The sequence below is a fragment of the Micromonospora sp. NPDC049203 genome, from assembly GCF_043197215.1.
Taxonomy (GTDB): Bacteria; Actinomycetota; Actinomycetes; order Mycobacteriales; family Micromonosporaceae; genus Micromonospora.
The window spans coordinates 88623-113637 of the sequence record NZ_JBICSV010000011.1 but is presented as its reverse complement, the minus strand read 5'-3'; the positions used below and the strand labels follow the sequence as shown (position 1 = coordinate 113637).

Sequence of the window (25015 nt, the reverse complement as noted above, 5' to 3'; positions counted from 1 at the left end):
AAGATCGCCGGGAGTGGTGGGGTGACGTCGGTGCGGCTGGGATCGGTGGAGATCTTGGTAGAAGAGCGCCCCTATGGGGGCCGTTTCATACCAAGATCTCGGCGGGCGGGGACTGGGTGCGTCGATCTTGGACTTGTGACGCCTCGAACCTCCCGAATGCGAGGTCTGTGAGGTACCACAACTCCAAGATCGCGGTGAGGGTCAACGGCCCCGGCGGCGGGGGGTTCCGGTGGCAGGGGGTGGGTCGGTCGGGCCGGGTGAGGCCGACGGGGACGGGCCGGTCGGGTCCGGCTCGTCGGTGGACGGTTCGTCGCGTGACCGGGTGGGGCCGAGCGGTGTCTCGGGTTGCCGTTGCGGCGGGACGGCTCGGCTGCGGCGGCCGGTGCTGGTGGACCGGGTCACGCGACCCCGCTCCGACTCGGTCCGGGCGGACGTCACGTCCGGTCCGTCCTGCGCCGCCGCATCCCGGCTCGGAACGGGCGACGGGTCGGGTGCCGGCCCGGCCGCCTCGTCCGAGGGCGGCGACGTCGACCGGTCCGACGTCAACGTGGCCGACGTTGAGCGGTCCGGTGCCGACCTGGCCGACGCCAATGCCGACCTGTCCGGCGGCGCGTCCGGCGCGGCCGGGTCCGCGCTGACCGGCTCGGCCTCCGCGCTGATCGGGTCCGGCTCGCCGGTGCGCTGGCGGGGCACGGCCGTCCGCTCGGTGCCACGACGCTCGGAGCGCTGGGCCAGCGCGGCCATCACCATCGAGCCGCCGACACCGGCGATCACCGCGTACGGGGCGATCAGATGGGCCGACAACTGCTCCGCGGCGATCCCGGCCAGGCGCGGTACGGCAAGCAGGTACGCCAGCGCGACGAGCAGTGGTCCGGCCGCCCCGGAGGCCGCCGCGCCGACCCGGATCTCCGGCGCGCGGGCGGCTCGCCGCGCCGCCACGAGGCCGATCACCAGGGCGGAGAGCACCGACAGCAGCGCACCGGGCCAGTAGAAGTAGTCGCGGATCCAGAACGCGCCACGGTCCGCGCTGATCTGCCAGATGCCGAGCTGGGCGGTGGTCAGGCCACGGCCGGCCACCACACCGTCCACCACGGACACCACGGCGAGCAGCCAGAGCCAGCCGGTGGTGGCGATCAGGTTGGTGGCGGCGGCACGGGTGTGCAGTGCCCAGACGGCCAGCAGCACGCCGAGCACCAGCCCGGCGCCCGCGTACGCGGCGGCGACGGCCTGCGGCGAGGAGACGTCCGGCACCCGGGCCGCCCGCGCCGGAACCGCCACCAGCAGTACGGTGACGAGCGCGCCGGCACCCGCGGCGAGCGCCAGGCCGAGCCGGGGCAGCGCGCCCTGGGGCTCCTCGTCGTGGCCGCGCAGGCGCTGGGCGCAGACCGCACCGACGATGACCGAGGTCGCCGCGATCCAGGTCGCCCACGCGAGGCTCGCCACCCACGCCGCCTCGTCCCGTACCGCACCGGCCGGCGACCAGTCGATGATGCCCAGCCCGTACCCGAAACCGAGCTGCGCGGCGCCCGCGCCGGCGGCGACGCCGAGCGCGGCGGCTGTCGATCCTCCCCAGCCCCGTCTGACCATGCCGGGGAGCGTAACGTCCCGAGGTCGGCGCGGCGAGTCGTAGCGACGGACCGTGACCGCTTGGCGGCAACGGATACGGTCGTCGATGATCGGGCGGGGGAACATGACGGACGAGCGGCAACCGGCAGACGACGGCACCCGGCCGGGGCGGCCCAGGCTGCTCCTCGGCGGTGGCCTGGCCGTGGTCCTGCTGGCGGTGATCGGCGCCAGCGTCGGGTGGATCCTGGCCGGCGAACCGGAGCGCCAGGCCGCGCCCGGCACCACACCACCGGTCGGTGCCACGCCCACGTCGGCCTCAGCGTCGCCGACCGCCACCGCCTCGCCCACCGGTACGCGCACGAGCGCACCGGCCGGGCTCACGGTGCCCGAGGTGGTGGGTGCCGACTTCGAGCAGGCCCGCCGGGACCTGCGCGAGCGCCGGCTCGGCTGGCGACTGGTCTTCGGTACGGGCACCGGACGAACGGTGGAGCGCGCCTCACCGGCGCCCGGCACCCCGGTGAAGCGCGGCATCACCGTCACGGTGTGGGTCTCCGGCCCGGCGCCGGCTGTCGCCGTGCCCGACGTGGGCGCGCTGTCCTGCTCCGACGCCGCAGACGATCTGGTGGACGCCGGGCTCTATCCCCGGTACGCCACCGGCCGCGAGGGTCCGGTCACGGCCCAGGATCCGGTGGCGGGCGGCGCCGCCCGGTGGAACGACCAGGTCACGCTCACCTGCGGCGGCACGGCGTCCACGTCGCCGACGGCGTCCCCGTCGCCGACTCCCTGACGAGCGCGGCGCGCTGATCCCGGCCGGGCGGGCCGGGGCCCGCTACGGTGGACGATCGAGGGCCGTGCGCCCCGTCCCGGTGGGGAAAGGACGTGCCATGAGCGACGACCGTCAGGAACCACCCGCCGGTGACGCGGACGCGACCCGGGCGTTGCCCCGGGATGCGGGCGATGCCACCCGCCCGCTGCCCCAGGACGCGGGCGACGCCACCCGCCCGCTGCCCGGCGGCCCGGCCGGACCGGGCGGGCCACCGGCGCCGGGCCGTCCGCTCGACGCCACCACTCCGCAGGAACCGGTGGGTGCCTGGTCCGGCCGGGCCGGGGTGCCGCCACCACGGCCGGCGGGCTATCCCGAGCCCGGGAGCGAGTGGTACGCCGAGGAGCAGGCCGGGCGCCGCTGGTGGATGCCGATCCTGCTCGGCGTCCTGGCGCTGCTGCTGCTCGCGTTGATCGGGGTGGGGGTGTGGCTGGCGTTGCGCGCCGCCGACCGGGACTCCGATCCGGGGCCGCCGCTGCCGAGCCCTCCGGCGCAGACGAGCGCCGCCCCGACGACCGCCGCCCCGACGAGTGCCGCGCCGAGCAGTTCACCGCCGAGCACGCCGGCCACCACCGCGCCGGTCGAGGTGCCGATGCCGCCGCTCGTGGGGCTGCCGGAGGCCGCCGCCCGCGCGGCGCTCGATCGGCTGGACGTGGACTACCGGGTGCAGCGGCGGGCGTCGGACCGCCCGGCCGGCACGGTGATCGCCACCGATCCGGAAGCCGGTTACCCGGTGGGTGAGGACGATCGGGTCACCATCGTGGTGGCCGTACCCGCTCCGCCGACGAGCGGCCCGAGCACGCCGGGCTCCGCTCCGGCGACGACCACGACGCCCTGATATCCACGGCGCCGAGGCTCGGCACGGTCACCACTGGCGTCTGCGGGTGCCGACCAGGCCCAGCCCGGCCAGCGAGATGGCGAGCCCGAGCAGCCCGGAGTAGAACAGCGACCGGCTGAGGTCGTCGGTGCCGGCGGCCGGCCGCTCGGCCAGCGTGCCCTCGCCGCCTCCGGTGCCCGCCGGTGGATCGTCCTCGTCCTGCGAGGTGTCGGTGGCGGCCCAGCCGTCCTGGTCGTCGGCCGCGTCGGAACCGGCCGCGTCGGACTCTGTCCGGGCGCCCTCACCGGCAACGGTGATCTCCGGGGCCGGCACCGGCTCGGCGAGCTGCTGGGTGGCGGAGAAGGCGGGGTGGCGTACCGCGAGCGCTAGTGCTGTCGCGGTGAAGAGGAAGAGGAAGAGCCCGAGGGCATAGCCGACACGGGAGCGGTGGTGCCGCCGCGCGGCGGGCAGATTGACCATGACCATCCCAGGTTCGGGGTCCATGGCGCGCGGGGTGGAACGTGCCGGGGTGGGCGTACCGATTCTATGGCGACGGCACGCCCTCCCGGCCGGGAATCGTCAGGTCAGCCGACCCGGACCGGAGTCCGGACCACCGGGCGGCGGGCCGTCCGCACGGTGTGCTGACGCGGAGCCGGCGCGGCCTGGAGCTGCCGCAACCCCTCCCCGAGTACGAAGATCGACCGCCGGCTGACCGCGTCCCCCGCCGCGTTCAGCTCGTAGCCTTCGAGCCAGAGCCAACCGTCGTAGGTCGGCCAGTCGAGCACCCGGATGACCCGGAACATGATCGGTCTGAGGAACTGGACACTCGCCGCGCGAGTCACGTGCAGTACGTCACCGGAGCGGGGAAGCACATGGGCTCCTGGGAGGGTCGGCCGGCCGGGACCGGCGAGGCGGATCGGGTCGGTGCGGTCCGGTGACGGGGGTCTGCCTCGTGGACCGGCGGTCTGTGGGTCGGTGGTGGTCGGGCCGTACCCGCGGTGGCGGACCGCCACCCGACCATCACCCGGCTGCTCCCGGTTACCGCTCCCGTCGCCGCAGCCAAGCTGGCGTGCAGCGACGGGGTCTTCATTCCGGGGCAGGTCGCACGGCGCGGGACGGCCCCCCTCCGGCTGTCCCGCGGACCGTGGTGCCACCACGCCCGGAGATCAAGCGAAGACGGTGAGTGACCCGTGCCATACGGACAGCCTGCATCAGGGACGTGCGACATGCAAGTTGCACGTAGAGTTTTGCCGATAAGTGAGTCGGACACGCAATCGGCGATACTTGAAGCGTCAGGTACCAGAACGGCACACTGGACGCCGGTTTCGCCCGTCGCGGCCGGTCGACGACCGGCACCACCCTGCCGCGAACGTTCGCCCGCCGCCCCCGGTCGCGCCCGCGGTGGGTGTCGAACCGGGGCGCGACCGACCGGAGGTAGCCGGGTGACTGTGAATCGTGGTCCCGCCAGCCGATATATGGCGCCGTGACGGAACGGCGTAGCCCCACCATCCGGCGACGGCGGCTGGGTGCGGAACTCCGCCGGCAGCGGGAGGCGGCGGGCATCACCATAGAGGTGGTCGCCGAGCAGCTGGAGTGCTCCGCGTCCAAGATCTCCCGGATCGAGACCGGCCACACCACCGCGACCCCGCGCGACGTGCGCGACATGCTCCGGATCTACGGCATCGTCGGCGCGGAGAGCGACGAGCTGGTGCAGATCGCCCGGGAGGCCCGGCAGAAGGGCTGGTGGCATCCGTACAGCACGGTGCTCGTCGGCGCGTACGTCGGCCTGGAGGCCGCGGCCGGCTCGATCCGCACGTACGAGCAGCAGGTGGTGCCGGGGCTGCTGGAGACCGAGGAGTACGCCGGCGCGATGATCCGCGCGGCCCGGCCGGACATCACCGACGATCAGGTCGACCAACGGGTGCGTGTCCGTCTGGGCCGTCAGTCGTTGTTGACGCAGGACGATCCGGTCGATCTGTGGGTGGTGCTCGATGAGGCGGTGCTGAGCCGGCCGGTTGGCGGCGACGCGGTGATGCGTGGTCAGCTCAAGCGGTTGGTGGAGGTGGCCGAACTGCCGAACGTGACGGTGCAGGTCCTGCCCTTCGAGGTGGGAGCGCACGCCGGCATGGACGGGACCTTCACCATTCTCAGTTTCCCCGAGCCGAGTGATCCCGATGTCGTGTACGCGGAGAACGCCACGGGTGGGCTCTTCCTGGAGAAGAGCGACGAACTTCAGAAGTACAGCTTCATCTTCGATCACATTCGAGCAGCGGCCATGCTTCCGGAGGAGTCCGTCGCACACATCGCGAGACTGGCAGAGGAGCCACTGTGGAAATGGCGACCAAGGAGTTCCCCGTGGACCTGACGCAGGCGACGTGGTTCAAGAGCTCGAAGAGCGGGCCGAACTGCGACAACTGCGTCGAGGTCGCGTACGTGACCGGGGCGGTCGGAGTGCGGGACTCGAAGGACAAGGCCGGCCCGGCCCTGGTCTTCGCCCCGGGTGACTGGCACGCCTTCGTCGCCCGCGCGCGCAACGGCGCGTTCAGCCGGAGCTGACCGGCACCGAAGTGTGGTCCCGCCCGGCAGCGCCGCCGGGCGGGACCATTCGCGTTCGCGGGCCCGCGCGGTGGCGGGCACCCGTCGCCAGTTCCGATCCGCCTCGTTGAACCGCACAGATCGGCAACCGAACGAGGCAGGCGAGACGGATGACGACGATCGGTTCAGAGAACCTCACCAGCGGCCCGGGCAAGCCGGAGCGGTTCGGTGGCAAGTACCGGGGGGCCCGCCGGGACACCGTCCTCACCGAGGTGGTCTCCGGCGACGGCGACGACCCGCGCGAGGGTGGCGTCCCCGAGCAGGCCGCGGCGCCGCTGTCCCTGCCGTCGCTGGACCCGAACCCGCTCACCGAGCCGTCCTTCCCGCCGAGCGGCTGGCCGGTCGAGCAGCAGGAGTCCCTGGTGGACCACCCGCTGCTGCGCGGCCTGCTGATGGAGCTGCCCCCGAAGGGCAGCGTGCCCCCGCCCGGCTGGCTGGACCGCTGGTTCGAGGCGACCCGCGCGATCCTGGAACTGCTATACGTGCAGGGCGCGAGCCGGTCGCGCTGACACCGTCTCGGCGGCCGGCATCGCCCGCTCGGCGAGCCGGTTGTGCCGCAGCGCGTGGCGTACCCCGATCGCGCAGACGCCCAGCACTCCGACGGTGATCACCGGTCCGGCGACGCCCGGCGCGGCGAACAGGTCGATCCCGACCGACGGCAGCACCGCCACCAGCACCGCGATCGCCGTCGCCTGGAGCGGCAGCGCGATCAGCGGGTGCGCCGCCGCCGCGCGCAGCCCGTGCGGGGCGGGCGTGCCCGGCGCCGCCGCGAACGCGCCCGCGCCGGACCGCAGCCGCCGGACCCGCCGTACCGTGCAGACCGCCACCACGGCCGCCGGCAGCGCCGCGACCCCGAGCGCGGCGGCGGCCCGGTCGACAGTGGTGCCGTCGGCGCGTTGCAGGCCCGCGGCGAGGACCGCCGCGGTGAGCGCGAGGCCGGTCAGCACCAGGGCGGACAACCATCCGGTACGCCGGCGCAGCGCCCGGGCGCGGTCGAGCCCGGGCAGGCCCTCCGCGACCAGTCCGGCGGCGAGCCAGACGGCGGCGACGGGAAGCAGCACGGCGAGACGGTCATCCATGCCCCCTAGCCTTGCCCGTTCCGGCGCTCGCCGAATCCGGGACGGCACCCCGGTTCGTCCCGTACCCGGGCCCGTAGGGGTCGAGGGCTCAGACGTCGAACGTGGTGGGACGCCCGGTGGCCGGCGCCGGCGGGGTGGCCTTCCACAGCCCGGTCTTCTGGGCGGCGAGCCGGGCCAGGTAGGCGGGGTTGAGGATGACGTACCGGCGCCACAGGCGCTTGGGCTCCAGACCGAGCCGCCAGAACCACTCCAGTCCGGCGCGCTGCATCCACGGTGGCGGGTTGCGCAGCAGGCCGGCGTGGTAGTCGAAGGCCGCGCCGACAGCCATCAGCGGCATGTCCAGCAGCGGGCGCATGGCGTACGCGAAGACCTCCTGGCGCGGGCAGCCCAGCCCGACCAGGACGAGGCGGGCGCCGCTGGCCCGGATCCGGTCGGCGATCTCGGCGTCCTCGCCCGGTGCGACGGCCCGGAACTTGGACGGCTCCACCCCGGCGATCTTCAGCGCGGGGAACTTGCGCTCCAGCGCCGGCACCAGCCGGGACAGCGTCTCCTCGGTGGAGCCGTAGAGGTAGACCGGCAGCCCTTCCTCGGCGAACCGGGCGAGCACCCGCAGGGTCAGCTCCGGGCCGTAGACGCGGTCGGTGAGCCCGGCGCCGTGCAGCAGGTTGAGCGCCCAGCGCACCGGCTGCCCGTCCGGGGTGACCACGTCGAAGGAGTTGAGCCGGGCGTTGTGCGCCGGGTCGAGCACGCCTGTCATCACGCCGTGCACGGCCAGCGCGGTGAGCGCCAGCGGGCGGCGCTCGTGCGCGGCGGCCACCACCGCCTCGGTGGCCCGGGCGTAGTCGGTCGCGTCGACGCCCACGCCGAGCACGTTGCGCTTGGTCCCGGTGGTCATGCCTTCGGTACCCACTTGTCGGCGTTCGCCTCGTAGATCTCGCGGAGGATCATCGGCACGTCGTACGTGATCTTCCAGGACGGGTAGTGCTCCTCGAACCGGGCCATGCTGCTGACGTACCACTGGTGGTCGCCGGTGCGGGCCTGCTCGACGTAGTTGATCCGGGCCTCGCGGCCGGTGATCTCCTGGGCGACCCGGAACGCCTCGATGTGCGAGGTGTTCGAGTGCCGGCCGCCACCGAGGTTGTAGACCTGGGCCGAGCGCGGTTCGCGGAAGAACGCCTCGAACGCGGTCAGCACGTCGTGCGAGTGGATCGCGTCCCGGACCATCTTCCCCTTGTAACCGAAGAGGTTGTACGTCCGGCCCTCCATCACGCAGCGCATCAGGTACGCCAGGAAGCCGTGCAGCTCGGCGGCGGAGTGCGCCGGGCCGGTCAGCGTGCCGCCCCGGAAGCAGGCGGTCTTCATGTCGAAGTAGCGGCCGTACTCCTGGACCATCACGTCGGCGGCGACCTTCGAGGCGCCGAAGATCGAGTGCAGCGACTCGTCGATCGACATGTCCTCGGTGATGCCGTCGTACCAGCGGTGGTCCTCGGGCAGCTCGTAACGCGTGTCCAGCTCGATCAGCGGGAGCGAGTTGGGCCGGTCGCCGTAAACCTTGTTGGTGGAACAGTGGATGAACGGCGCCTCGATCGCGTGCCGCCGGGTGTTCTCCAGCACGTTGAGCGTGCCGCCGGCGTTCACGTCGAAGTCGGTGAACGGCTCCTTGGCGGCCCAGTCGTGGCTCGGCTGGGCCGCGCTGTGGATCACCACGGCGATGTCCTTGCCGTACCGCTTGAAGACCTGCTCCAGCCCGTCGCGGTCGCGGATGTCGACGGCGTGGTGGGTGTACGCGGAGCCGAGGTCGGCGGCGAGCCGGTCCAGGCTCCAGGCTGTGGAGCCGTCCTCGCCGAAGAAGTACCGCCGCATGTCGTTGTCGATGCCGACCACGTCGAGACCCAGTCCGGCGAAGTGCCGGGCCGCCTCGGAGCCGATCAGACCGCCGGAACCGGTCACCAACGCGACAGTCACACGCCACTCCTGGTCCGTGGGAGGCAGGGAAACCATCGGAGCATAGCGTGACGTCCGGAACGCCCCGATACGAAGCAAGGGCCCCGCGATGCGCGGAGCCCTTGTTCTGGTGGGGATGGGGGGAGTTGAACCCCCACGTCCTTTCGGACACACGGACCTGAACCGTGCGCGTCTGCCATTCCGCCACATCCCCGTGGCACGACCCGGAACACCATATCGCATCCCGCGCCCGCCATCTGCGGCGGGTGCCGGGACATATTACGCTGTCCACTGGCCACGCCACGAACGATCACCGCTCGTGGCGGGCGAAACTTTAGCACGTCCGCGGGCCTGGTCACGAACGGGCCGACGGCAGCCGGCCGAGCGGCGTGTGAGCTGCGGAGGCGGTGTCCGGATACCATCATTGCCTCGGGACCCGAGGAGGAGCCGGTGAGCGTGCTGCAACGCTTCGAGAAGCGTCTGGAAGGCCTGGTCGAGGGGGCCTTCGCCAAGGTCTTCAAAGGGGTGGTCCACCCCGTGGAGATCCTCAACGCCATGCAGCGGGAGGCCGAGGCGCACAAGGCGATCCTGGCCGGTGGGCGCACCCTTGTGCCCAACCGCTACGTGATCGATCTCTCGCCCTACGACCACAGTCGGCTGGCGCCGTACGCTGCCGCGCTGGCCCAGGAGCTGGCCCAGTCGCAGGCCGAGTTCATCGGCGAGCAGGCGTGGACGGTCTACGGCGACGTGATCGTCGAGGTCGAACGCGGTGAGGGCCTGGACACCGGCATGTTCCGGGTCACCGCCGAGGTCTACACGGGCGGGGACGTCGCCCCCGTCTCGGCGCCCGGCGGCTACGACGCCGGCCCGGCCTACCCGGCGTACGACCAGGGTGGCGGCTACGGCCCCCCGCCCGGTCACGGCGGTGGTCGCAACGTCCGCCTGGTCTCCGGCGACGGCCGCACCTACCCGCTCCAGATGGGCTCGACCGTGATCGGCCGCGGCGACCAGGCCAACCTGCGCCTGCCCGACGTCGGCATCTCCCGGCGCCACGCCCGGCTCGACTTCGACGGCGGCCAGGTGGTGCTGACCGACCTGGGCTCCACGAACGGCACCATGGTCAACGGCCAGCGGGTGTCGGCGGTCGCCCTCAACCCCGGCGACATGATCCAGCTCGGCACCACGACGCTGACCTTCCGCGTGGACGGCTGATCCGCGTTGCCGGAGCTCGTCATCACCGTCGCCCGGTTCGGGTTCCTCATCCTGCTGTGGATCTTCGTGTTCACGGTCGTCGGTGTGATCCGCCGGGACCTCTTCGCCGGTGCCCGGTCGGGCAAGCTGGTGGCCGCGCCGCGGGGGATCGGCGCGTCGACCGGGCAGCCGGGGAAGCCGGCCAAGGCCAAGCGCGGCCGGGCCGCCCACCAGTTGGTGGTCACCGCCGGTCAGCTCGCCGGCACCCGGATCACGCTCGGAGAGGCCCAGATCACCATCGGCCGGGCGGAGGACTCGACCCTGGTGATCACCGACGACTACGCCTCGGCGCGACACGCCCGGCTGGTGCCCCGTGACGGGCAGTGGTACGTCGAGGACCTCGGATCGACTAACGGCACCTATCTCGATCGCGCTAAGGTCACCGGACCAACCCCCGTCCCCCTCGGCGTGCCGATCCGGATCGGCCGCACTTCCCTCGAATTACGGCCATGACTCTGACCCTGCGCTACGCGGCCCACAGCGACCGCGGTCTGATCCGAGACGGTAACCAGGATTCCGTCTACGCCGGACCGCGGCTGCTCGCCGTGGCCGACGGCATGGGCGGCATGGCCGCCGGTGACGTCGCCAGCAACATCGTCATCGGTGCCATGGCGCCGCTCGACGAGGACGTCCCCGGGGATGCCCTCGTCGACGCGCTCCGCTCCGCCGTGGGCACCGCCAACCAGCAGCTCCGCGACACCGTGGACGCCAACCCGCAGCTGGAGGGGATGGGCACGACGCTCACCGCGACCCTCTTCTCCGGCAGCAAGCTCGGCATGGTCCACATCGGTGACTCCCGGGCCTATCTCCTGCGCAACGGCGAGTTCGCGCAGATCACCAAGGACGACACGTACGTCCAGATGCTCGTCGACGAGGGCCGGATCAGCGCGGAGGAGGCGAGCAGCCACCCCCAGCGCTCGCTGCTCACCCGGGCGCTCGACGGCCGCGACATCGACCCGGAGTACAGCGTCCGCCAGGTGCTGCCCGGTGACCGCTACCTGATCTGCTCCGACGGGCTCTCCGGCGTGGTCAGCGCGGAGACCATCGCGGACACCATGCGGGAGTACCCCGACCCGCAGCGGTGCGTGGAACGCCTGGTGCAGCTCGCGCTGCGCGGCGGCGGCCCGGACAACATCACCGTGATCATCGCTGACGCCACCGACCAGGACATCGTCGAGGCGTCCCCGATCGTCGGCGGTGCCGCCGCCCGCGACCGGGGCATGGCGACCTCGGCCGACGACTCCACCCCGGCGGCCCGCGCCTCGGCGTTGTCCGCACCCCGGCCGCCCGCGCCCGAGGAACCGGTGGACAACCGCGACGACGAGCCCGAGCGGCGTCGCCGCCGGCCGCTGCGCACCGTCGCGATGGTGCTGGCGCTCGCGGTGATCGTCGGCGGCGCGGCGTTCGGCGGCTGGACGTACACCCAGCGGCAGTACTACGTCGGCGCCACCGACGACGGCCAGCTCGCGGTCTTCCGCGGGGTGCCCGGGCAGATCGCCGGGCTGGACCTGTCGGACGTTCACGCGCGCAGCGACGCCCGGCTCGACGACCTGACCCTGGCCGCCCAGGAGCGGGTGAAGCAGGGCATCCAGGCCCGCGACGAGCCGGACGCGGAGCGTCGGCTGGCGGAGCTGACCAGCGAGGACCCGGCGAACCCGAACCTCAAGCCGCTCTGTCCGCCCGACCCGTCGCCCGGCCTGACCAGCCCGACCACGGCGGCGACGCCGAACGCGCTGACCCCGCAGCTCAGCGGCAGCCCCGTACCCTCCGCGCCGCCCGCCGGCACGCCGACGTCGACCATCACGCCCGACGCCGTACCCTCCGACACCGTTCCGCCGGCCGACCCGGCGGGTTGCCGGTCGCCGGAGTGAGTGCCGGCTCGATCCCGAGGACGTATCCGTGACCGCAGCCGCCGTACCGGCCGCCTCGCCCGCTTCGACGGGCGGGGAGTCCGGCGACCGCCTGGCCCGGTCGCGGCGTAACGCCGAACTGTCCCTGCTCCTGCTCGCCATGGTGCTCGTGGCGGCGTACGCGGCGATGGTCGAGGCGAAGGCGCTGGACACGATCACGCCCGACTTCTGGATCCCGGCCGCCGCGCTGGGGCTGGTCTTCCTCGGCCTGCACCTGGTGATCCGCTGGCTCGCGCCGTACGCCGATCCGGCGCTGCTGCCGGCGGTGGCCCTGCTCAACGGCATCGGCGTGGGCTTCCTGCGCCGGTACGACCTGGCCAAGGCCACCCCCGCGGAGCGGGAGGACCTGGCCATCTTCGCCGGCACCGGCGGCCGGCAGCTCGCCTGGACGCTGGCCGCCGTGGTGCTCGCCGCCGGGCTGCTGGCGATCCTGCGCGACCACCGTTCGCTGTCCCGGTACGCGTACACGCTGGGCCTGGCCGGCATCGTGCTGGTGATGATCCCGGCGGTGCTGCCGAGCCGGTTCTCCGAGATCAACGGCGCCAAGCTGTGGATCAAGTTCGGCGGGTTCTCCATCCAGCCCGGCGAGTTCGCCAAGCTGGCCCTGCTCACGTTCTTCGCGTACTACCTGGTGCGCAAGCGCGAGGTGCTCTCGCTCGCCAGCCGGCGGGTGCTCGGCATCGACTTCCCGCGCGGGCGTGACCTCGGCCCGGTGCTCGTGGTCTGGCTGGTCAGCCTCCTGGTCCTGATCTTCGAGAAGGACCTGGGCACGTCGCTGCTCTACTTCGGCATGTTCGTGGTGACGCTCTACATCGCCACCGAGCGGGTCAGCTGGCTGCTCATCGGCCTGATCCTGTTCTTCGGCGGCGCCTACCTGGCGTACGTGCTGGGCAGCACCGTGGGCGGCCCGTTCGCCAACTTCTACGACCGGGCGCAGATCTGGCTGGACCCGTTCGCCGAGCCGTACGACAGGGGCTACCAGCTGGTGCAGGGCCTGCTGACGCTCGGCACCGGCGGCCTGTTCGGGGCCGGCCCGGGCGGGGGCCAGCCGGCGCTGCTGCCCGAGGTGCAGACGGACTTCATCTTCGCCGGCATCGGTGAGGAGATCGGCCTGTTCGGTCTCTCCGCGCTGCTGGTGATCTACCTGCTGATCGTGGAGCGGGGCCTGCGGGCCGCGCTCGCGGTGCGGGACTCGTTCGGCAAGCTGCTCGCCGGTGGTCTGGCGTTCACGCTGGGCCTCCAGGTCTTCGTGATCGTCGGCGGCATCAGCAAGCTCATCCCGCTGACCGGTCAGACCACCCCGTTCCTGTCCGCCGGTGGCTCCTCGCTGATGGCGAACTGGCTGCTCATCGCCGTGCTGCTGCGGGTGTCCGACGGTGCCCGCCGTCCGGTGACCGGTGGCGGCGGTCCGGCAGCCCGGCCGGCCGGCGGTCCGCCCGAGCAGTTGCACGGCGCCCCGACGGAGGTGATCCGGCCGTGAACGCCCCCCTGCGCCGCGTCGGCGTGGTCGTGATGGTCCTGTTCGGGCTGCTGTTCGCGAACCTGAACTGGATCCAGGCCTACAAGGCCGACGAGTACCGCAACAGCGACTACAACGGCCGGGTCCAGGTCGCCGAGTACGACCGCAAGCGCGGCAACATCGAGGTCGGCGGCACCGCGTACGCGCTCAGCAAGGAGACCGGCGGTGAGCTGAAGTACCAGCGCACCTACCCGGGCGGTGAGATGTACGCGCACGTGCTCGGCTGGAAGCCGGTGAACGGCAGCGCGAGCGGCATCGAGCGGGTGGAGAACGACTTCCTGGCCGGCACCAGCGACGCGCTCATCGCCAGCCGGATCAAGGACATGTTCACCGGGGACGAGACCGGTGGCGGCAACGTGCTGCTGACGCTCTCCAAGCGGGCCCAGGAGACGGCGTACAAGCAACTGAACGACAACCAGGTCGGCGCGAAGAAGGGCGCGGCCATCGCGATCGACCCGCGTACCGGCGCGGTGCAGGCGCTGGTGTCCATGCCGAGCTTCGACCCGAACCCGCTGGCCAGCCACAACAGCACCGAGGCGGACCGGGCGTACAACACGCTGGAGAAGGACAAGGACCGGCCGCTGGCGAACCGGGCGCTGTCCGAGACGCTGCCGCCGGGCTCCACCTTCAAGATCATCATGGCGGCGGCGGCGCTGGAGAACGGCGTCGGGCAGCAGACCCGCATCCCGGCCGGTTCCAGCTACACCGCGCCCGGCGCCGGCCAGCCGATCCGCAACGCCGCGCCGTCGATCTGCCCCGAGTCCCAGGTCACGCTGCGCGAGGCGGTCACCGAGTCCTGCAACACCGGCTTCGCCCAGCTCGGCGTCCGCCTCGGCGCGGACAAGGTCAAGGAGAAGGCCAAGCAGTTCGGCTTCGAGCAGGAGGACCTCAACGTCGGCCAGCTCGGCGAGGGCGGCCTGCCGGTGGCGGCCAGCCGCACCGGCGACATGCAGAACCCGGACGGCAGCACCGACCCGGCGGCGCTGGCGCAGTCGTCGATCGGCCAGAACAACGTGCGGATGACGCCGCTGCAGGGCGCGCTGATCGCCGCCGCGGTGGCCAACAAGGACGGCAAGCAGATGCGTCCCTACCTGGTCAAGCAGCTGCTCGGGCCGGACCGCACCACCGTCTACGACGCCGCCCAGCCGCGCGAGCTGCGCCGCCCGATCAGCGGCCAGGTCGCCGCCGACCTGCGCGACATGATGCAGAACGTGGTGAAGGAGGGCACCGGCCGCCGGGCCGCCGTCGACGGCTTCGTGGTGGGCGGCAAGACCGGTACCGCCGAGTCCGGCCCGAACACCCCGGACCACGGCTGGTTCATCGGCTTCGCGCTGGACAAGGACGGCACGCCGCTCTCCGCGGTCTGCGTCGAGCTGGAGCAGGCGGGCAGCGGCGGCAGCGCCGAGGCGGCCCGCATCGCCGGCCGGATCATGGCGGCGGCCATCGCGGACTCCGGGAGGCGCTGACGTGCTCGCCCCGGGAGTGAAGCTGGGCAACCGCTACCGTCTCGACGAGCGGATCGCCAGCGGTGGCATGGGTGACGTGTGGCGCGGCACCGACCAGGTGCTGGGCCGTACCGTCGCGGTCAAGAGCCTGCTCCCCGCGCTGCTCGACGAACCGGGCTTCGCCGAGCGGTTCCGCGGTGAGGCCCGGACCATGGCCACCATCAACCACCCCGGCGTGGTCGACGTCTACGACTTCGGCAGCGACCAGCACATCGCGTTCCTGGTGATGGAGTACGTCGAGGGCGACGCGCTCTCCGCCACGCTCAGCCGGGTCGGCCGGCTGACCCCGGCCCGCACGATGGCCCTGCTGGCGCAGGCCGCCGACGCGTTGCACGCGGCGCACGAGAAGGGCATCGTGCACCGCGACGTGAAGCCCGGCAACCTGCTGGTCCGGCCGAACGGCACGCTGGTGCTCACCGACTTCGGCATCGCCCGCTCGGACCTGATCGGCCAGCTCACCGCCGCCGGGTCGGTGCTCGGCACCGCGTCGTACATCTCGCCCGAGCAGGCCACCGGTGCGGTCGCCACCCCCGCCTCGGACGTCTACGCGCTGGGCGTGGTCGCGTACCAGTGCCTGGCCGGCCGCCGCCCGTTCGAGGGGGACAACCCCCTCGAAATCGCCATGAAGCACGTGCGGGACGCTCCGCGTGCGCTTCCGCCCGACATCCCGCCGCAGGTGCGTGCGATCGTCGAGCGGTCCATGGCGAAGGATCCGGCCGCGCGCTGGTCCAGCGCCGCCGCGCTGGCGAGCATCGCCCGGCAGGCCAAGCTCGCGCTCTCCCAGGCGGCTCGTGCCGGGCACCCGATCTCCGGCGTGCCCGCCTCACCGGCCGCGCCGGTCGCGCGGGCGCAGGTGCCGGCCGCCGTGCCGCGCCCGCAGCCGGCCCCCGCCCCGCGCCCGCAACCCCGGCCGCCCGTGTCCCCGGCCCGCCCGCCGGTCACGCCGCACCCCGCGGTGGTCGCGCACCCCGTCCCGCAGCCCCGCCCGCCGGTGGCGCCGCGCGGCGCGGCCCCCGTCCCGCAGCCCCGCCCCATGCCCCAGCACAACCCCATGGGGTACGCGCGACCGCCCGCCCCCGCACCGCCCCGGCGCTCCCGGTCCGGGCTGTGGACGACGGCGATCGTGGTGGCCGTACTGGTCATCCTCTGTTCGGGCGTGATTTCGTTCCTGTACCGGAAATACGGTGCTACCGCATCCGCTCCGGCGAGTGTGAGCGTGACCTCCGGCGCGGTGCGGCCGTACGGAGGCGACTATCCGGTCCGCACGTCGTACCGTCGTGAGGTACGCCTCCTGCCGGCCGACGGCGGTACGACGACGAGCGAAGGACGAGAGACGCGATGACAGCGCAGGCCCGCCTGCTCGGTGGCAGGTACCAGGTCGGCGAGCTGCTGGGCTACGGCGGCATGGCGGAGGTGCACCGCGGCCGTGACCTCCGGCTCGGGCGGGATGTCGCGATCAAGATGCTCCGTACCGACCTGGCCCGGGATGCCACCTTCCAGATGCGGTTCCGCCGTGAGGCGCAGAACGCCGCCTCGCTCAACCACCCGGCCATCGTCGCCGTCTACGACACCGGCGAGGAGACCGCCCCCACGGGCGAGACCCTGCCGTTCATCGTGATGGAGTTCGTCAACGGCCGGACCCTCAAGGAGGTTCTCGGCGTCGAGGGGCGGCTCCAGCCGCGCCGGGCGCTGGAGATCTGCGCCGACATGTGCGCGGCGCTGGAGTTCAGCCACCGGCACGGGATCATCCACCGGGACATCAAGCCCGGAAACGTGATGCTCACCCAGACCGGCCAGGTCAAGGTGATGGACTTCGGCATCGCCCGGGCGCTCGCCAGCGGCGCCACCACGATGACGCAGACCAGCGCGGTCATCGGCACCGCGCAATACCTGTCTCCCGAGCAGGCGCGCGGCGAGGCGGTCGACGCCCGCTCCGACGTCTACGCGGCCGGCTGCGTGCTGTTCGAGCTGCTCTGCGGCCACCCGCCGTTCGTCGGGGACAGTCCGGTCAGCGTCGCCTACCAGCACGTACGGGAACAGCCGCCGACGCCGAGCACGATCAACCCGGACGTCAACCCCGCTGTCGACGCGATCGTGCTCAAGGCGCTGTCGAAGAACCCGCTCAACCGCTACCAGAGCGCCGGCGAGATGCGGGCGGACCTGCTCCGCGCCGCCGCCGGGCGTCCGGTGCTCGCCACCCCGGTGATGCCGGCCGACGAGACCATGGCGATGGGTGCCGCCGCGGGCGGCGGCTACCAGCAGGCGCAGCAGACCCAGATGATGGGCCCGCAGACCCGCCAGCAGCCGGTGGCGCGGGTCGGCGACCCGGGCAAGCGCAAGACCTCGTCCTGGGTCATCGCCGCGTTCGCCACGCTCGGTGTGCTCGCGGTGATCGCGCTCGGCACCGCGCTCTGGCTCAACCAGGCCGGCAACGAGAAGGTGTCGGTGCCGCAGTTGGTGGACCGCACGCAGGCCGACGCGCAGGCCGCGCTCAGCCAGGCCGGGCTGCGTTTCGCCCCCGGGGACCCGGTCAAGAACGCCGAGTGCAAGAAGGGCACCGTGGTCGAGCAGAACCCGCCGTTCGGCCAGCGGGTGGAGAAGAACAGCGAGGTCACGGTCCAGATCTGCGCCGGTCCGGACGACGTCACCATCCCGCAGGCCCTCAAGGGTGGCACCTTCACCAGCGTGAAGGCGACCCTGGAAGGCCTGGGGCTCACCGTGGTCCGCAAGGACGTCACCGACAGCGCCCCGAAGGAACAGGTGGTCAACGTGTCGCCCGACGAGGGCAGCACGGTGGCCCCGAACACCAAGGTGACGCTCGAGGTCTCCAAGGGCAACGTCGCCGAGGTGCCGGACGTCCGCGGCTTCACCGAGGACCAGGCGAGGAAGCAGCTTGAGAACGCCGGCTACCGGGTCAAGGTGGTCGACGGCGAAGAGGTCGAACCGGCCCAGGTGGGCAAGGTCAGCGGTCAGTCCCCGTCGCCCAATAGGAAGCTGGCCAAGGGCGAGACGGTGACCATCGAGGTCGACGTGCCGCGCGAGGAGGAGCCCACGAGCCCGACGCCGAGCGTCACCCCCAGCACGTCCCCGAGCACGCCGGGCAACGGCGGCGGCAACGGCGGCGGCAGTGGCTTCCCGTTCCCGACCATCGCGCCGACACGTACCGACCGCTGACCTTCACCTGACCGACCGACGCGGCGGCGTCCCCGATCCCGGGGCCGCCGCCACGCTCGCATCTCCGCCTTGCTTCTCCCGTTGACCATGAACTTAGCGGCACTGAGCGTCCGATTTATCCCCGCCAACTTCATGATCGACGGAGAGGGAGGCGGATGGGGGGCGGGCGGGAAGCGGCCGTCAGGCTGGGGAGAAGGCCGCCTGGCGGCGGGCGTCCACCTCGGCGGCCAGCTCCGGGGCGCGCTCCAGCGCCGCCGGGAAGCCGCAGGCGGCCAGCCAGTTCGCCAGCATCAGGTGACCGCCCTCGGTCAGCACCGACTCCGGGTGGAACTGCACACCCTCGATCGGCAGCGAGCGGTGCCGCATCGCCATCACCACGCCGGAGGCGGTCCGGCCGGTGACCTCCAGCTCGTCGGGGAGCGTCTCGGGCAGTACGGCAAGCGAGTGGTAGCGGGTGGCGGTGAACGGGTCGGGCAGGCCGGCGAGCACGCCCACGCCGTCGTGGCGTACCTCAGAGGTCTTGCCGTGCAGCAGTTCCGGCGCGCGGGCGACGGTCGCGCCGAACGCCTCGCCGATCGCCTGGTGGCCGAGGCAGACGCCGAAGATCGGGAGCTTGCCGGCGTACTCGCGGATCACGTCCAGGCAGATGCCGGCCCGATCCGGGCTGCCCGGACCGGGTGACAGCAGGACGCCGGCGGCACCGGCGCGGCCCACCTCGGCGACGTCGATCTCGTCGTTGCGCCGCACGTCGCATTCGGCCCCGAGCTGGCCGAGGTACTGCACGAGGTTGAAGACGAACGAGTCGTAGTTGTCGATCACCAGAACGCGCATCGGGTCACCTGTTCGGGGTGGAGGGTGGGGCGTTGTTCGTCTCGGTGCTGTACGGCAGCTCCTCGCCGGGCGGCCCGCCGTCGCCCGGCACGCCGGAGTCCTGGGTGACCTGCACGTCGTCGAAGGGCAGCAGCGGCTCGGCCCACGGGAAGACCACGAACCAGAGCAGCGCGACGGTGGCGGTGGCGAGCAGCAGCGAGCCGATCAGCTTTCCGGGCAGCCCGAACGGCAGTTTGCGCCAGATCCACGCGTACACGGATCACGCCTCCAACTCGGCCGGGCGGCCCGCCGACTTCGCCTGCGCGTGGTCCAGCCGGGCATGGATGATCAGCCGCTGGTAGTTGTCGAACTTCGGGTTGCAGGTGGTCAGCGTGAGCAGCTTCTCGGTGGCCTTCTGGTCCGGCTTGCCCGGCACCGGCGCGACCACCTCCACCTGGGACGGCTTGACGATCCGCTGCTCGTAGACGCGGTAGACGAGCCAGTCGGACCTGGTCTCGACCACTATGGCGTCGCCGGTCGTCAGCTCGTCCAGCCGCCAGAACGTGGAGCGGATGCGGTGACCGGCGACGGAGAAGTTGCCGACCCCGCCGGGCAGGGCGCTGTCCGGGTAGTGGCCCGGGGCGTACCGGATGTCCTCCGGGTCGACCCCCTCGACCACTACCCAGTGCTTGTCGAACTTGGGGATGTAGAGGCCGGCGACCGGCTGTCCCTTGGCCGGTGGCTTCGGCGTGGCGGCCGGGCGGCTGGTCGGGCCGACAGTCGGGTCCGCGGGAGTGTCCCACTGCTGGGCGAGCTGGCTGCTCAGGTCGTTCTGGTGGGCCTCGACGAGGACCGACTTGCCCCAGATCTCGTACCCGACGAAGAGGAGCACTACGAGGCCGAAGGTGATAAGCAGCTCGCCGGTGCCGCGCACGACGGTGCGCACCCGGGAGCCGACTGTGGGACGGGTCAGCTCGGAGTGGACGCTGCGGTAGCCGTCGCCGGTCTGCTCCGGCCGCAGTCGCACCACCCGCTCGCCGCGGCGGGGACGGGGCGGCTCGGCCGGCGGGCCGTCGTCACCGGCGTCCGGCGCCGGGGGCACCGCGCCCATCAGCCCGGTCGCGTCCAGGCGGGGATCGGCGGGCGGGCGGGGAACGGCGGGCAGCACCGTTGTCGCTCCGGGGTCGACCGGCGGATTGCGGTCCGCGCCGGTCGGCCCGCCGAAACGGGGTACGCCGGGCGGCCGGGGCGAACCCCCGGAAGGCTCGCGCGCCGGTGGGCGGCGCCGGGGGCCGGCCTCCGGGTGGGAGTCGCCGATCGGCTGATGTGCCCGGCTGCCCGGCCACGGTGGCGGCGGGCCGGGCGGCGGAGTGGCCCGGGGCGGTGCGGGCGGTGGGCGGTGCGGCCGGGCGGCCGGGCCGCGCCGGACCGGGGCGGTGTGTGCGGGGCCGGCCTCGGGCCAGGGCAGGTCGAGCGGCCGTGGCGACGCCGGGGCGGGTGCCGGACGCTCGACCCGGGGAAGGAACGCGGTGGGTTCCTCCTCGCGGTCGTGACCGGCGCGTGCCCGCGGGTCGCCGCCGGTCACCGGGGCACCGTCGCCGACTGCAACGCGGTGGAGTCCTCGAAGGCGGGCACGGTGACCGTGGAGACGCGTTCGACGTACCCGAGTTGGTAGTGGTCGGCCACTTCCTTGAACACCCGCACTCCCTCAGAGGCGGCGAGCGCCCGCTGGAGTTCCGCGGGATCGCCGATTGCCACGATCTTGAAAGGAGGGGAGTAAACCCGGCCGTGCAGCAGCAGGGTGTTACCGACGCAGCGTACCGCGCTGGTGCTCAGCACGCGGACGTTCATGATTGACATGGCTTCCGCGCCGCCGGCCCAGAGCGCGTTGACCACGGCCTGGACGTCGCCCTGGTGCACCACCAGGTCGTCGTTGCTGGCACCCTTCGGCAGCGGCTGGTCGGGCCGGCGGTCGGCGTCGTTCAGCTCGACTGTCACGCCGCTGCCGGTGAGCGCGGTGAATCCGGCCGCCTGCCGGCTGGCGGCGGCCCGGTCCCGCTCGGTCTTGATCGGCCCGTCGGCGCCGGCGAGCGCTTCGGTCTGTTCCTCCACCTCGGCGCGGAGCCGGGCGGCTTTGGCCTCGCTGGCGGCGACCTCCTCGCGGCGGTCCTCGATCAGCTGGGTGAGCTGGGGCCGTCGGTCCTCACGCAGCGAGGTGCCGCCCGCGGTGGTGGCGGTGGTGGTGAACAGCAGACCGGCCGCGGCGGCGATCAGGGGTACGCCGACGGACCAGCCCGGGCGGCGCTGGCGTGCGCGCCGGGGCAGCAGGGCGGCTGCCGCGCGGCGGAGGACCTTCTGCCAGGAGGCGGCACCGGACGTGTACTCCACCGGGCGTTCCCTTTCCCGTCGTCTCGTTCCGGCCCGCGCCGGTGCGAGCCGACCTGCTCGACCCGGAAAGTCCGCTCTTTCCGGTTACTGAGTGCACCGTCCTGGCCCCATTCATGGCCTGGACGGTCCGTCGGGACTACGCTAGCTGTCGAACATTATTGGCCATGGACCGTCGCCCTCGCGCCCGGTTGTCAGGCCGGACGAGGTCGTACCCCCCTCTGGAGAGCGTCGTGCCCAAGTCTCAGGTCCGCAAGAAGAAGGTGTACACCCCGCCGACGGACGTTCGTCCGACGGCGACGGCGTCGACGCGCAAGCCTAGCCCGATCTGGCTTCCGGTCACCGCTGTCGCGTTGATCGTGGTGGGCATCGGCTGGCTGGTCGTCTACTACCTCTCGGAGCAGGCGTATCCGGTCGCCACCTGGGGTTACTGGAACCTCGCTGTGGGGTTCGGCGCGATGGTCTCGTCGCTGATCCTGCTCTCCCGCTGGCGCTGATCGGGCGCTGCCCCGCCACGGCGTAGGTCACGCCACGCCGCCCCTGCCCGGCACTTCGGTGCCACTGCACCTAAGGTGTGCGCAGGGCGGCGTGGCCTGGTGCGAGAAGACTCACGTTACTGCTGGGTAACCTTGCGCGTAGGCTGCACGGACAAAGCAGCAGACCGGGAGGCCAACTCGATGGGCAGCGTCCAGATCGTCACCACGATCCTCGCGGCCGCCATCACCGCCGTTGCGGTGTGGCTTGCGGTGCGCGCGGTCATGAAGATGACCGCCGTCATCCGGCTCGGCCAGCCCGCGCCGGAACGGTTCGGCGACAAGGGCGCGCGTACGAAGCAGATGCTGGTGGAGACCGCCGGTCACACCCGCATGTTGAAGTGGAGCGTGGTCGGGGCCGCCCACTGGTTCGTGATGGTCGGCTTCATCGTGCTGTCGCTGCTGGTGCTGGAGGCCTACTTCGAGGTGGTCTCGACCGGCGGCGGGCTGCCGATCATCGGGCACTGGACGATCTTCGGCCTGGTCACCGAGTGGATCGGCATCCTCGGCCTGATCGGCATCGTCGTGCTGATGGTGATCCGGCTGCGCAACCGGCCCGGCCGCGCGGAGAACCGGTCCCGGTTCACCGGCTCGACCATGTGGCAGGGCTACTTCGTCGAGTGGGTCGTCCTGCTGGTCCTGATCTTCGGGTTCGTGATCCGGGGCTTCAAGGTCGCCACCGACCACTTCGAGTACCCCGTCTGGGCCGCCCCGCTCAGCCACGCGGTCGGCTCGGTGCTCCCGAGCTGGGAGGCCGGCGTCAGCGTCGCCGCGCTCATCAAGATCTGCATCTCGATGACCTGGCTCATCGTGATCTCGCTGAACGTCACGATGGGCGTGGCCTGGCACCGCTTCCTGGCCTTCCCGAACATCTTCTTCAAGCGCGACCCGGAGAAGCCGGCCGGCTCCGGCCTGGGCCCGCTGCGCCCGATGACCAGCGAGGGCAAGCCGCTGGACTTCGAGGAGGCCGACCCGGAGAAGGACCAGTTCGGCGTCGCCCACGTCGAGCAGTTCACCTGGAAGGGCCTGCTCGACTTCAGCACCTGCACCGAGTGCGGTCGCTGCCAGTCGCAGTGCCCCGCCTGGAACACCGGCAAGCCGCTGTCGCCGAAGCTGCTGGTGCTGAGCCTGCGCGACCACGCGTACGCCAAGGCGCCGTACCTGCTGGCCGGCGGCGGCAAGGACCTGACCGGCGAGGAGAAGGCCACCCAGGAGCAGTTGGCCGGGGTGGACGTGCTCGCGATGGCCGAGGCGGACCGGCCGCTGATCGGCACCGCCGAGGAGGGTGGTGTCATCGACCCGGACGTGCTCTGGTCCTGCACCACCTGCGGCGCCTGCGTCGAGCAGTGCCCGGTCGACATCGAGCACGTGGACCACATCGTCGACATGCGCCGCTACCAGGTGCTGATCGAGTCGAGCTTCCCGTCCGAGGCCGGCGTCATGCTGCGCAACCTGGAGAACAAGGGCAACCCGTGGGGCGCCCCGCAGAACACCCGCGAGGACTGGACCAAGGGCCTCGGGTTCGAGGTGCCGCGCGTCGGCGAGGTCGACGACTTCGAATACCTGTTCTGGGTCGGCTGCGCCGGCGCGTTCGAGGACCGGGCCAAGAAGACCACCCGCGCGGTCGCCACGCTGCTCAACGAGGCGGGCGTCAAGTTCGCCATCCTGGGCGAGGGCGAGACCTGCTCCGGCGACCCGGCGCGGCGTATCGGCAACGAGTTCGTCTTCCAGATGCTCGCCCAGCAGAACGTCGAGACCCTCAACGAGGCGTTCGAGGGCCGGGAGAAGAACAAGCGCAAGATCGTCGCCACCTGCCCGCACTGCTTCAACACCCTGGGCAACGAGTACGGCCAGCTCGGCGGCGAGTTCGAGGTCGTGCACCACACCCAGCTGCTGGCCCACCTGGTCAGCGCCGGCAAGCTCACCCCGGTCCAGCCGGTCGACGGCGGCGTGACCTACCACGACCCGTGCTACCTGGGCCGCCACAACCGGATCTTCGCGGCCCCGCGCGAGGTGCTCGGCGATTCGATCCAGGGCGAGCTGACCGAGATGCCGCGTAACAGCGAGCGCTCCTTCTGCTGCGGCGCCGGCGGCGCCCGGATGTGGATGGAGGAGAAGATCGGCAAGCGGATCAACGTGGACCGGGTCGAGGAGGCCATGTCCACCGGCGCGAAGACCATCGCGGTCGGTTGCCCGTTCTGCTCGACGATGCTGAACGACGGCGTCAACGGCAAGGGCGCGGGCGAGCAGGTCGAGGTGGTCGACGTGGCGAGCGTGCTGCTGCGCTCGGTCAAGCCGGAGGCCCCGGCCGGTGAACCGGAGGTCGCACCCTCCGCGAGCTGAGGCGTACCCCGGCAGGAGCCGGACCACGACGGCGGCGGCACCAGTGCGGTGCCGCCGCCGTCGCGTCTCAGCCGGACGAGGCGGCGGCCACCGCGGCCGTGCTGGCGACCAGCAGCGCGGCCTGCATCTCCTCGATGGCCTTCCTGGCGGCGTCCGAGGCCCAGTCACCGGCGGCGATCTCCTCGATCCGCGCCTTGACCCGCTGCCTGGGCAGCTCACGGAAGATCTTGCGGTCCAGGCCGACCGCGCGGGTCAGCGTGAGCAGCGCGGCGGTCCGGGCGTCGACCGGGCCGTCGGTGGTGAGCGCCGCCGCCATCCGCTGCCGGGCCGCCGTCTCCGCCGGCGGCTGGGCGCCGGTCGGCGAGGGATAGCGGGTACGCGGGAAGACCAGCAGCACCTTGCCGGACTCCCGGCGCAGCACCCCGGCGTCGACGAGCCCGCCGAGCACCCGGTCCGGCAGGCCCCGGGCGAGCTTGCCGATCCAGTCCTTCGGCTTGCGCGCGCGGCCGGTTCCCACGGTCGCCAGCGCCTCGTCCAGCAGCGGTACGCCGGTCGGGGCGGGATCGGTCACCACGAGCCGCTTGTCCGCCACCTCCACCCGGCCGGCCAGGGCCAGTTCCAGCAGCACCGCCCCGGCGAGGCCGTAGCCGAGGTGCGGGCTGCCGAGCCGGTTGACGCCGTCGTCGTCGTACGCGAGCAGGACCAGTTCGTCGGTGAGCAGCAGACCGTCCATGCACACCACGCTACGGGGGGTCCACCAT

At 72.4% G+C, this 25015-nt stretch carries 25 protein-coding genes and 1 tRNA gene; 14 read left to right on the top strand and 12 right to left on the bottom strand.

The features are described 5' to 3' along the window. Positions 1-201: 201 nt before the first annotated feature. Positions 202-1587, bottom strand: a complete 1386-nt coding sequence (locus tag ACGFIA_RS24960) for a hypothetical protein (RefSeq protein ID WP_393262378.1) — start codon at positions 1585-1587, stop codon at positions 202-204. A gap of 103 nt (positions 1588-1690) precedes the next feature. Between ACGFIA_RS24960 and ACGFIA_RS24955 the strand changes: the two genes are divergently transcribed. Then, positions 1691-2353, top strand: a complete 663-nt coding sequence (locus ACGFIA_RS24955; RefSeq protein ID WP_357382262.1) for a PASTA domain-containing protein — start codon at positions 1691-1693, stop codon at positions 2351-2353. A gap of 97 nt (positions 2354-2450) precedes the next feature. Next, positions 2451-3227 carry a PASTA domain-containing protein gene (locus ACGFIA_RS24950; RefSeq protein WP_393262375.1) on the top strand — a complete coding sequence of 259 codons (777 nt, stop codon included), beginning with the start codon at positions 2451-2453 and terminating at the stop codon, positions 3225-3227. Positions 3228-3254: 27 nt separating this feature from the next. On the opposite strand, the gene ACGFIA_RS24945 is transcribed toward ACGFIA_RS24950, so the two are convergent. Further along, positions 3255-3686: a hypothetical protein gene (locus ACGFIA_RS24945; RefSeq protein WP_393262441.1), complete on the bottom strand. Its 432-nt coding sequence runs from the start codon at positions 3684-3686 to the stop codon at positions 3255-3257. Between the two features lie 104 nt (positions 3687-3790). Next, on the bottom strand, positions 3791-4078 hold the full coding sequence (locus ACGFIA_RS24940) for a hypothetical protein (RefSeq protein ID WP_357382268.1): 288 nt from the start codon (positions 4076-4078) through the stop codon (positions 3791-3793). A 611-nt stretch (positions 4079-4689) separates the two neighbouring features. Here ACGFIA_RS24940 and ACGFIA_RS24935 point away from each other — a divergent pair. From ACGFIA_RS24935 to ACGFIA_RS24925, 3 genes are all read left to right on the top strand, one after another. Continuing rightward, complete coding sequence (locus ACGFIA_RS24935; protein ID WP_357382270.1) at positions 4690-5571, top strand: helix-turn-helix transcriptional regulator; 882 nt, start codon at positions 4690-4692, stop codon at positions 5569-5571. Further along, positions 5541-5762, top strand: a complete 222-nt coding sequence (locus ACGFIA_RS24930) for a DUF397 domain-containing protein (RefSeq protein WP_357382271.1) — start codon at positions 5541-5543, stop codon at positions 5760-5762. The genes ACGFIA_RS24935 and ACGFIA_RS24930 overlap by 31 nt, the downstream gene beginning before the upstream one ends. Before the next feature lie 149 nt (positions 5763-5911). Continuing rightward, complete coding sequence (locus tag ACGFIA_RS24925; RefSeq protein WP_357382273.1) at positions 5912-6310, top strand: hypothetical protein; 399 nt, start codon at positions 5912-5914, stop codon at positions 6308-6310. Here the strand turns inward: ACGFIA_RS24925 and ACGFIA_RS24920 are convergent. The 4 genes from ACGFIA_RS24920 to ACGFIA_RS24905 all read right to left on the bottom strand — a co-directional run bounded on the left by ACGFIA_RS24920 (position 6278) and on the right by ACGFIA_RS24905 (position 9038). Continuing rightward, positions 6278-6880 carry a hypothetical protein gene (locus ACGFIA_RS24920; protein WP_357382275.1) on the bottom strand — a complete coding sequence of 201 codons (603 nt, stop codon included), beginning with the start codon at positions 6878-6880 and terminating at the stop codon, positions 6278-6280. The genes ACGFIA_RS24925 and ACGFIA_RS24920 overlap by 33 nt on opposite strands. An 88-nt stretch (positions 6881-6968) precedes the next feature. Next, the gene (locus ACGFIA_RS24915) at positions 6969-7775 is read right to left on the bottom strand and encodes a WecB/TagA/CpsF family glycosyltransferase (RefSeq protein ID WP_357382277.1); all 807 of its coding nucleotides are present in this window, start codon (positions 7773-7775) and stop codon (positions 6969-6971) included. Next, on the bottom strand, positions 7772-8881 hold the full coding sequence (locus ACGFIA_RS24910; protein WP_357382279.1) for an NAD-dependent epimerase/dehydratase family protein: 1110 nt from the start codon (positions 8879-8881) through the stop codon (positions 7772-7774). Before ACGFIA_RS24910 ends, ACGFIA_RS24915 begins: the two co-directional genes overlap by 4 nt. 71 nt (positions 8882-8952) lie before the next feature. Further along, positions 8953-9038, bottom strand: a tRNA-Leu gene (locus tag ACGFIA_RS24905). Positions 9039-9247: 209 nt separating this feature from the next. On the opposite strand from ACGFIA_RS24905, the gene ACGFIA_RS24900 reads away from it, so the two are divergent. The 7 genes from ACGFIA_RS24900 to pknB are packed head-to-tail and all read left to right on the top strand — an operon-like array spanning position 9248 to position 18183. After that, on the top strand, positions 9248-10036 hold the full coding sequence (locus ACGFIA_RS24900) for a DUF3662 and FHA domain-containing protein (protein WP_026267912.1): 789 nt from the start codon (positions 9248-9250) through the stop codon (positions 10034-10036). 6 nt (positions 10037-10042) lie between these two features. After that, entirely contained in the window at positions 10043-10528 is a 486-nt protein-coding gene (locus tag ACGFIA_RS24895; protein WP_128138039.1) for an FHA domain-containing protein, read from the top strand. After that, entirely contained in the window at positions 10525-11946 is a 1422-nt protein-coding gene (locus tag ACGFIA_RS24890; protein WP_393262368.1) for a protein phosphatase 2C domain-containing protein, read from the top strand. The genes ACGFIA_RS24895 and ACGFIA_RS24890 overlap by 4 nt, the downstream gene beginning before the upstream one ends. Before the next feature lie 28 nt (positions 11947-11974). Beyond that, positions 11975-13465 carry an FtsW/RodA/SpoVE family cell cycle protein gene (locus ACGFIA_RS24885; protein WP_357382284.1) on the top strand — a complete coding sequence of 497 codons (1491 nt, stop codon included), beginning with the start codon at positions 11975-11977 and terminating at the stop codon, positions 13463-13465. After that, positions 13462-14970 (top strand): penicillin-binding transpeptidase domain-containing protein, encoded by a 1509-nt coding sequence (locus ACGFIA_RS24880; protein ID WP_357382286.1) that lies wholly within the window; start codon positions 13462-13464, stop codon positions 14968-14970. The genes ACGFIA_RS24885 and ACGFIA_RS24880 overlap by 4 nt, the downstream gene beginning before the upstream one ends. 1 nt (position 14971) lies before the next feature. After that, positions 14972-16351, top strand: coding sequence for a protein kinase (locus tag ACGFIA_RS24875; RefSeq protein ID WP_393262364.1), 1380 nt, complete (start codon positions 14972-14974; stop codon positions 16349-16351). Beyond that, positions 16348-18183, top strand: coding sequence for a Stk1 family PASTA domain-containing Ser/Thr kinase (pknB, locus tag ACGFIA_RS24870; RefSeq protein ID WP_357478200.1), 1836 nt, complete (start codon positions 16348-16350; stop codon positions 18181-18183). The genes ACGFIA_RS24875 and pknB overlap by 4 nt, the downstream gene beginning before the upstream one ends. A 180-nt stretch (positions 18184-18363) precedes the next feature. On the opposite strand, the gene ACGFIA_RS24865 is transcribed toward pknB, so the two are convergent. From ACGFIA_RS24865 to ACGFIA_RS24850, 4 genes are read right to left on the bottom strand one after another with little or no spacing between them, the layout of a single operon-like run. After that, positions 18364-19014 carry an aminodeoxychorismate/anthranilate synthase component II gene (locus ACGFIA_RS24865; RefSeq protein ID WP_357385308.1) on the bottom strand — a complete coding sequence of 217 codons (651 nt, stop codon included), beginning with the start codon at positions 19012-19014 and terminating at the stop codon, positions 18364-18366. Between the two features lie 4 nt (positions 19015-19018). Then, positions 19019-19270 carry a hypothetical protein gene (locus ACGFIA_RS24860; RefSeq protein ID WP_357385306.1) on the bottom strand — a complete coding sequence of 84 codons (252 nt, stop codon included), beginning with the start codon at positions 19268-19270 and terminating at the stop codon, positions 19019-19021. Positions 19271-19273: 3 nt separating this feature from the next. Next, positions 19274-20578 carry a class E sortase gene (locus ACGFIA_RS24855; RefSeq protein ID WP_393262360.1) on the bottom strand — a complete coding sequence of 435 codons (1305 nt, stop codon included), beginning with the start codon at positions 20576-20578 and terminating at the stop codon, positions 19274-19276. Then, complete coding sequence (locus tag ACGFIA_RS24850) at positions 20575-21381, bottom strand: DUF881 domain-containing protein (protein ID WP_145824166.1); 807 nt, start codon at positions 21379-21381, stop codon at positions 20575-20577. The genes ACGFIA_RS24855 and ACGFIA_RS24850 overlap by 4 nt, the downstream gene beginning before the upstream one ends. A gap of 230 nt (positions 21382-21611) precedes the next feature. Here ACGFIA_RS24850 and ACGFIA_RS24845 point away from each other — a divergent pair, with 230 nt between their 5' ends. Both ACGFIA_RS24845 and ACGFIA_RS24840 read left to right on the top strand, forming a co-directional pair. Then, a complete protein-coding gene (locus tag ACGFIA_RS24845; RefSeq protein WP_357385302.1) occupies positions 21612-21875 on the top strand; it encodes a cell division protein CrgA in 264 nt (87 codons plus the stop codon). A 180-nt stretch (positions 21876-22055) separates the two neighbouring features. Further along, positions 22056-24254, top strand: a complete 2199-nt coding sequence (locus tag ACGFIA_RS24840; protein ID WP_357385300.1) for a (Fe-S)-binding protein — start codon at positions 22056-22058, stop codon at positions 24252-24254. 67 nt (positions 24255-24321) lie between these two features. Here ACGFIA_RS24840 and ACGFIA_RS24835 read toward each other — a convergent pair whose 3' ends face one another. After that, positions 24322-24987, bottom strand: a complete 666-nt coding sequence (locus ACGFIA_RS24835) for a GPP34 family phosphoprotein (RefSeq protein ID WP_357468547.1) — start codon at positions 24985-24987, stop codon at positions 24322-24324. Positions 24988-25015: the final 28 nt, after the last annotated feature.

Bases quoted from the DNA above. Each gene is read 5' to 3' on its own strand.
- ACGFIA_RS24960 (WP_393262378.1), bottom strand. From the start codon at position 1,587: ATGGTCAGACGGGGCTGGGGAGGATCGACAGCCGCCGCGCTCGGCGTC.
- ACGFIA_RS24955 (WP_357382262.1), top strand. From the start codon at position 1,691: ATGACGGACGAGCGGCAACCGGCAGACGACGGCACCCGGCCGGGGCGG.
- ACGFIA_RS24950 (WP_393262375.1), top strand. From the start codon at position 2,451: ATGAGCGACGACCGTCAGGAACCACCCGCCGGTGACGCGGACGCGACC.
- ACGFIA_RS24945 (WP_393262441.1), bottom strand. From the start codon at position 3,686: ATGGTCAATCTGCCCGCCGCGCGGCGGCACCACCGCTCCCGTGTCGGC.
- ACGFIA_RS24930 (WP_357382271.1), top strand. From the start codon at position 5,541: ATGGCGACCAAGGAGTTCCCCGTGGACCTGACGCAGGCGACGTGGTTC.
- ACGFIA_RS24925 (WP_357382273.1), top strand. From the start codon at position 5,912: ATGACGACGATCGGTTCAGAGAACCTCACCAGCGGCCCGGGCAAGCCG.
- ACGFIA_RS24920 (WP_357382275.1), bottom strand. From the start codon at position 6,880: ATGGATGACCGTCTCGCCGTGCTGCTTCCCGTCGCCGCCGTCTGGCTC.
- ACGFIA_RS24915 (WP_357382277.1), bottom strand. From the start codon at position 7,775: ATGACCACCGGGACCAAGCGCAACGTGCTCGGCGTGGGCGTCGACGCG.
- ACGFIA_RS24910 (WP_357382279.1), bottom strand. From the start codon at position 8,881: ATGGTTTCCCTGCCTCCCACGGACCAGGAGTGGCGTGTGACTGTCGCG.
- ACGFIA_RS24890 (WP_393262368.1), top strand. From the start codon at position 10,525: ATGACTCTGACCCTGCGCTACGCGGCCCACAGCGACCGCGGTCTGATC.
- pknB (WP_357478200.1), top strand. From the start codon at position 16,348: ATGACAGCGCAGGCCCGCCTGCTCGGTGGCAGGTACCAGGTCGGCGAG.
- ACGFIA_RS24865 (WP_357385308.1), bottom strand. From the start codon at position 19,014: ATGCGCGTTCTGGTGATCGACAACTACGACTCGTTCGTCTTCAACCTC.
- ACGFIA_RS24840 (WP_357385300.1), top strand. From the start codon at position 22,056: ATGGGCAGCGTCCAGATCGTCACCACGATCCTCGCGGCCGCCATCACC.
- ACGFIA_RS24835 (WP_357468547.1), bottom strand. From the start codon at position 24,987: ATGGACGGTCTGCTGCTCACCGACGAACTGGTCCTGCTCGCGTACGAC.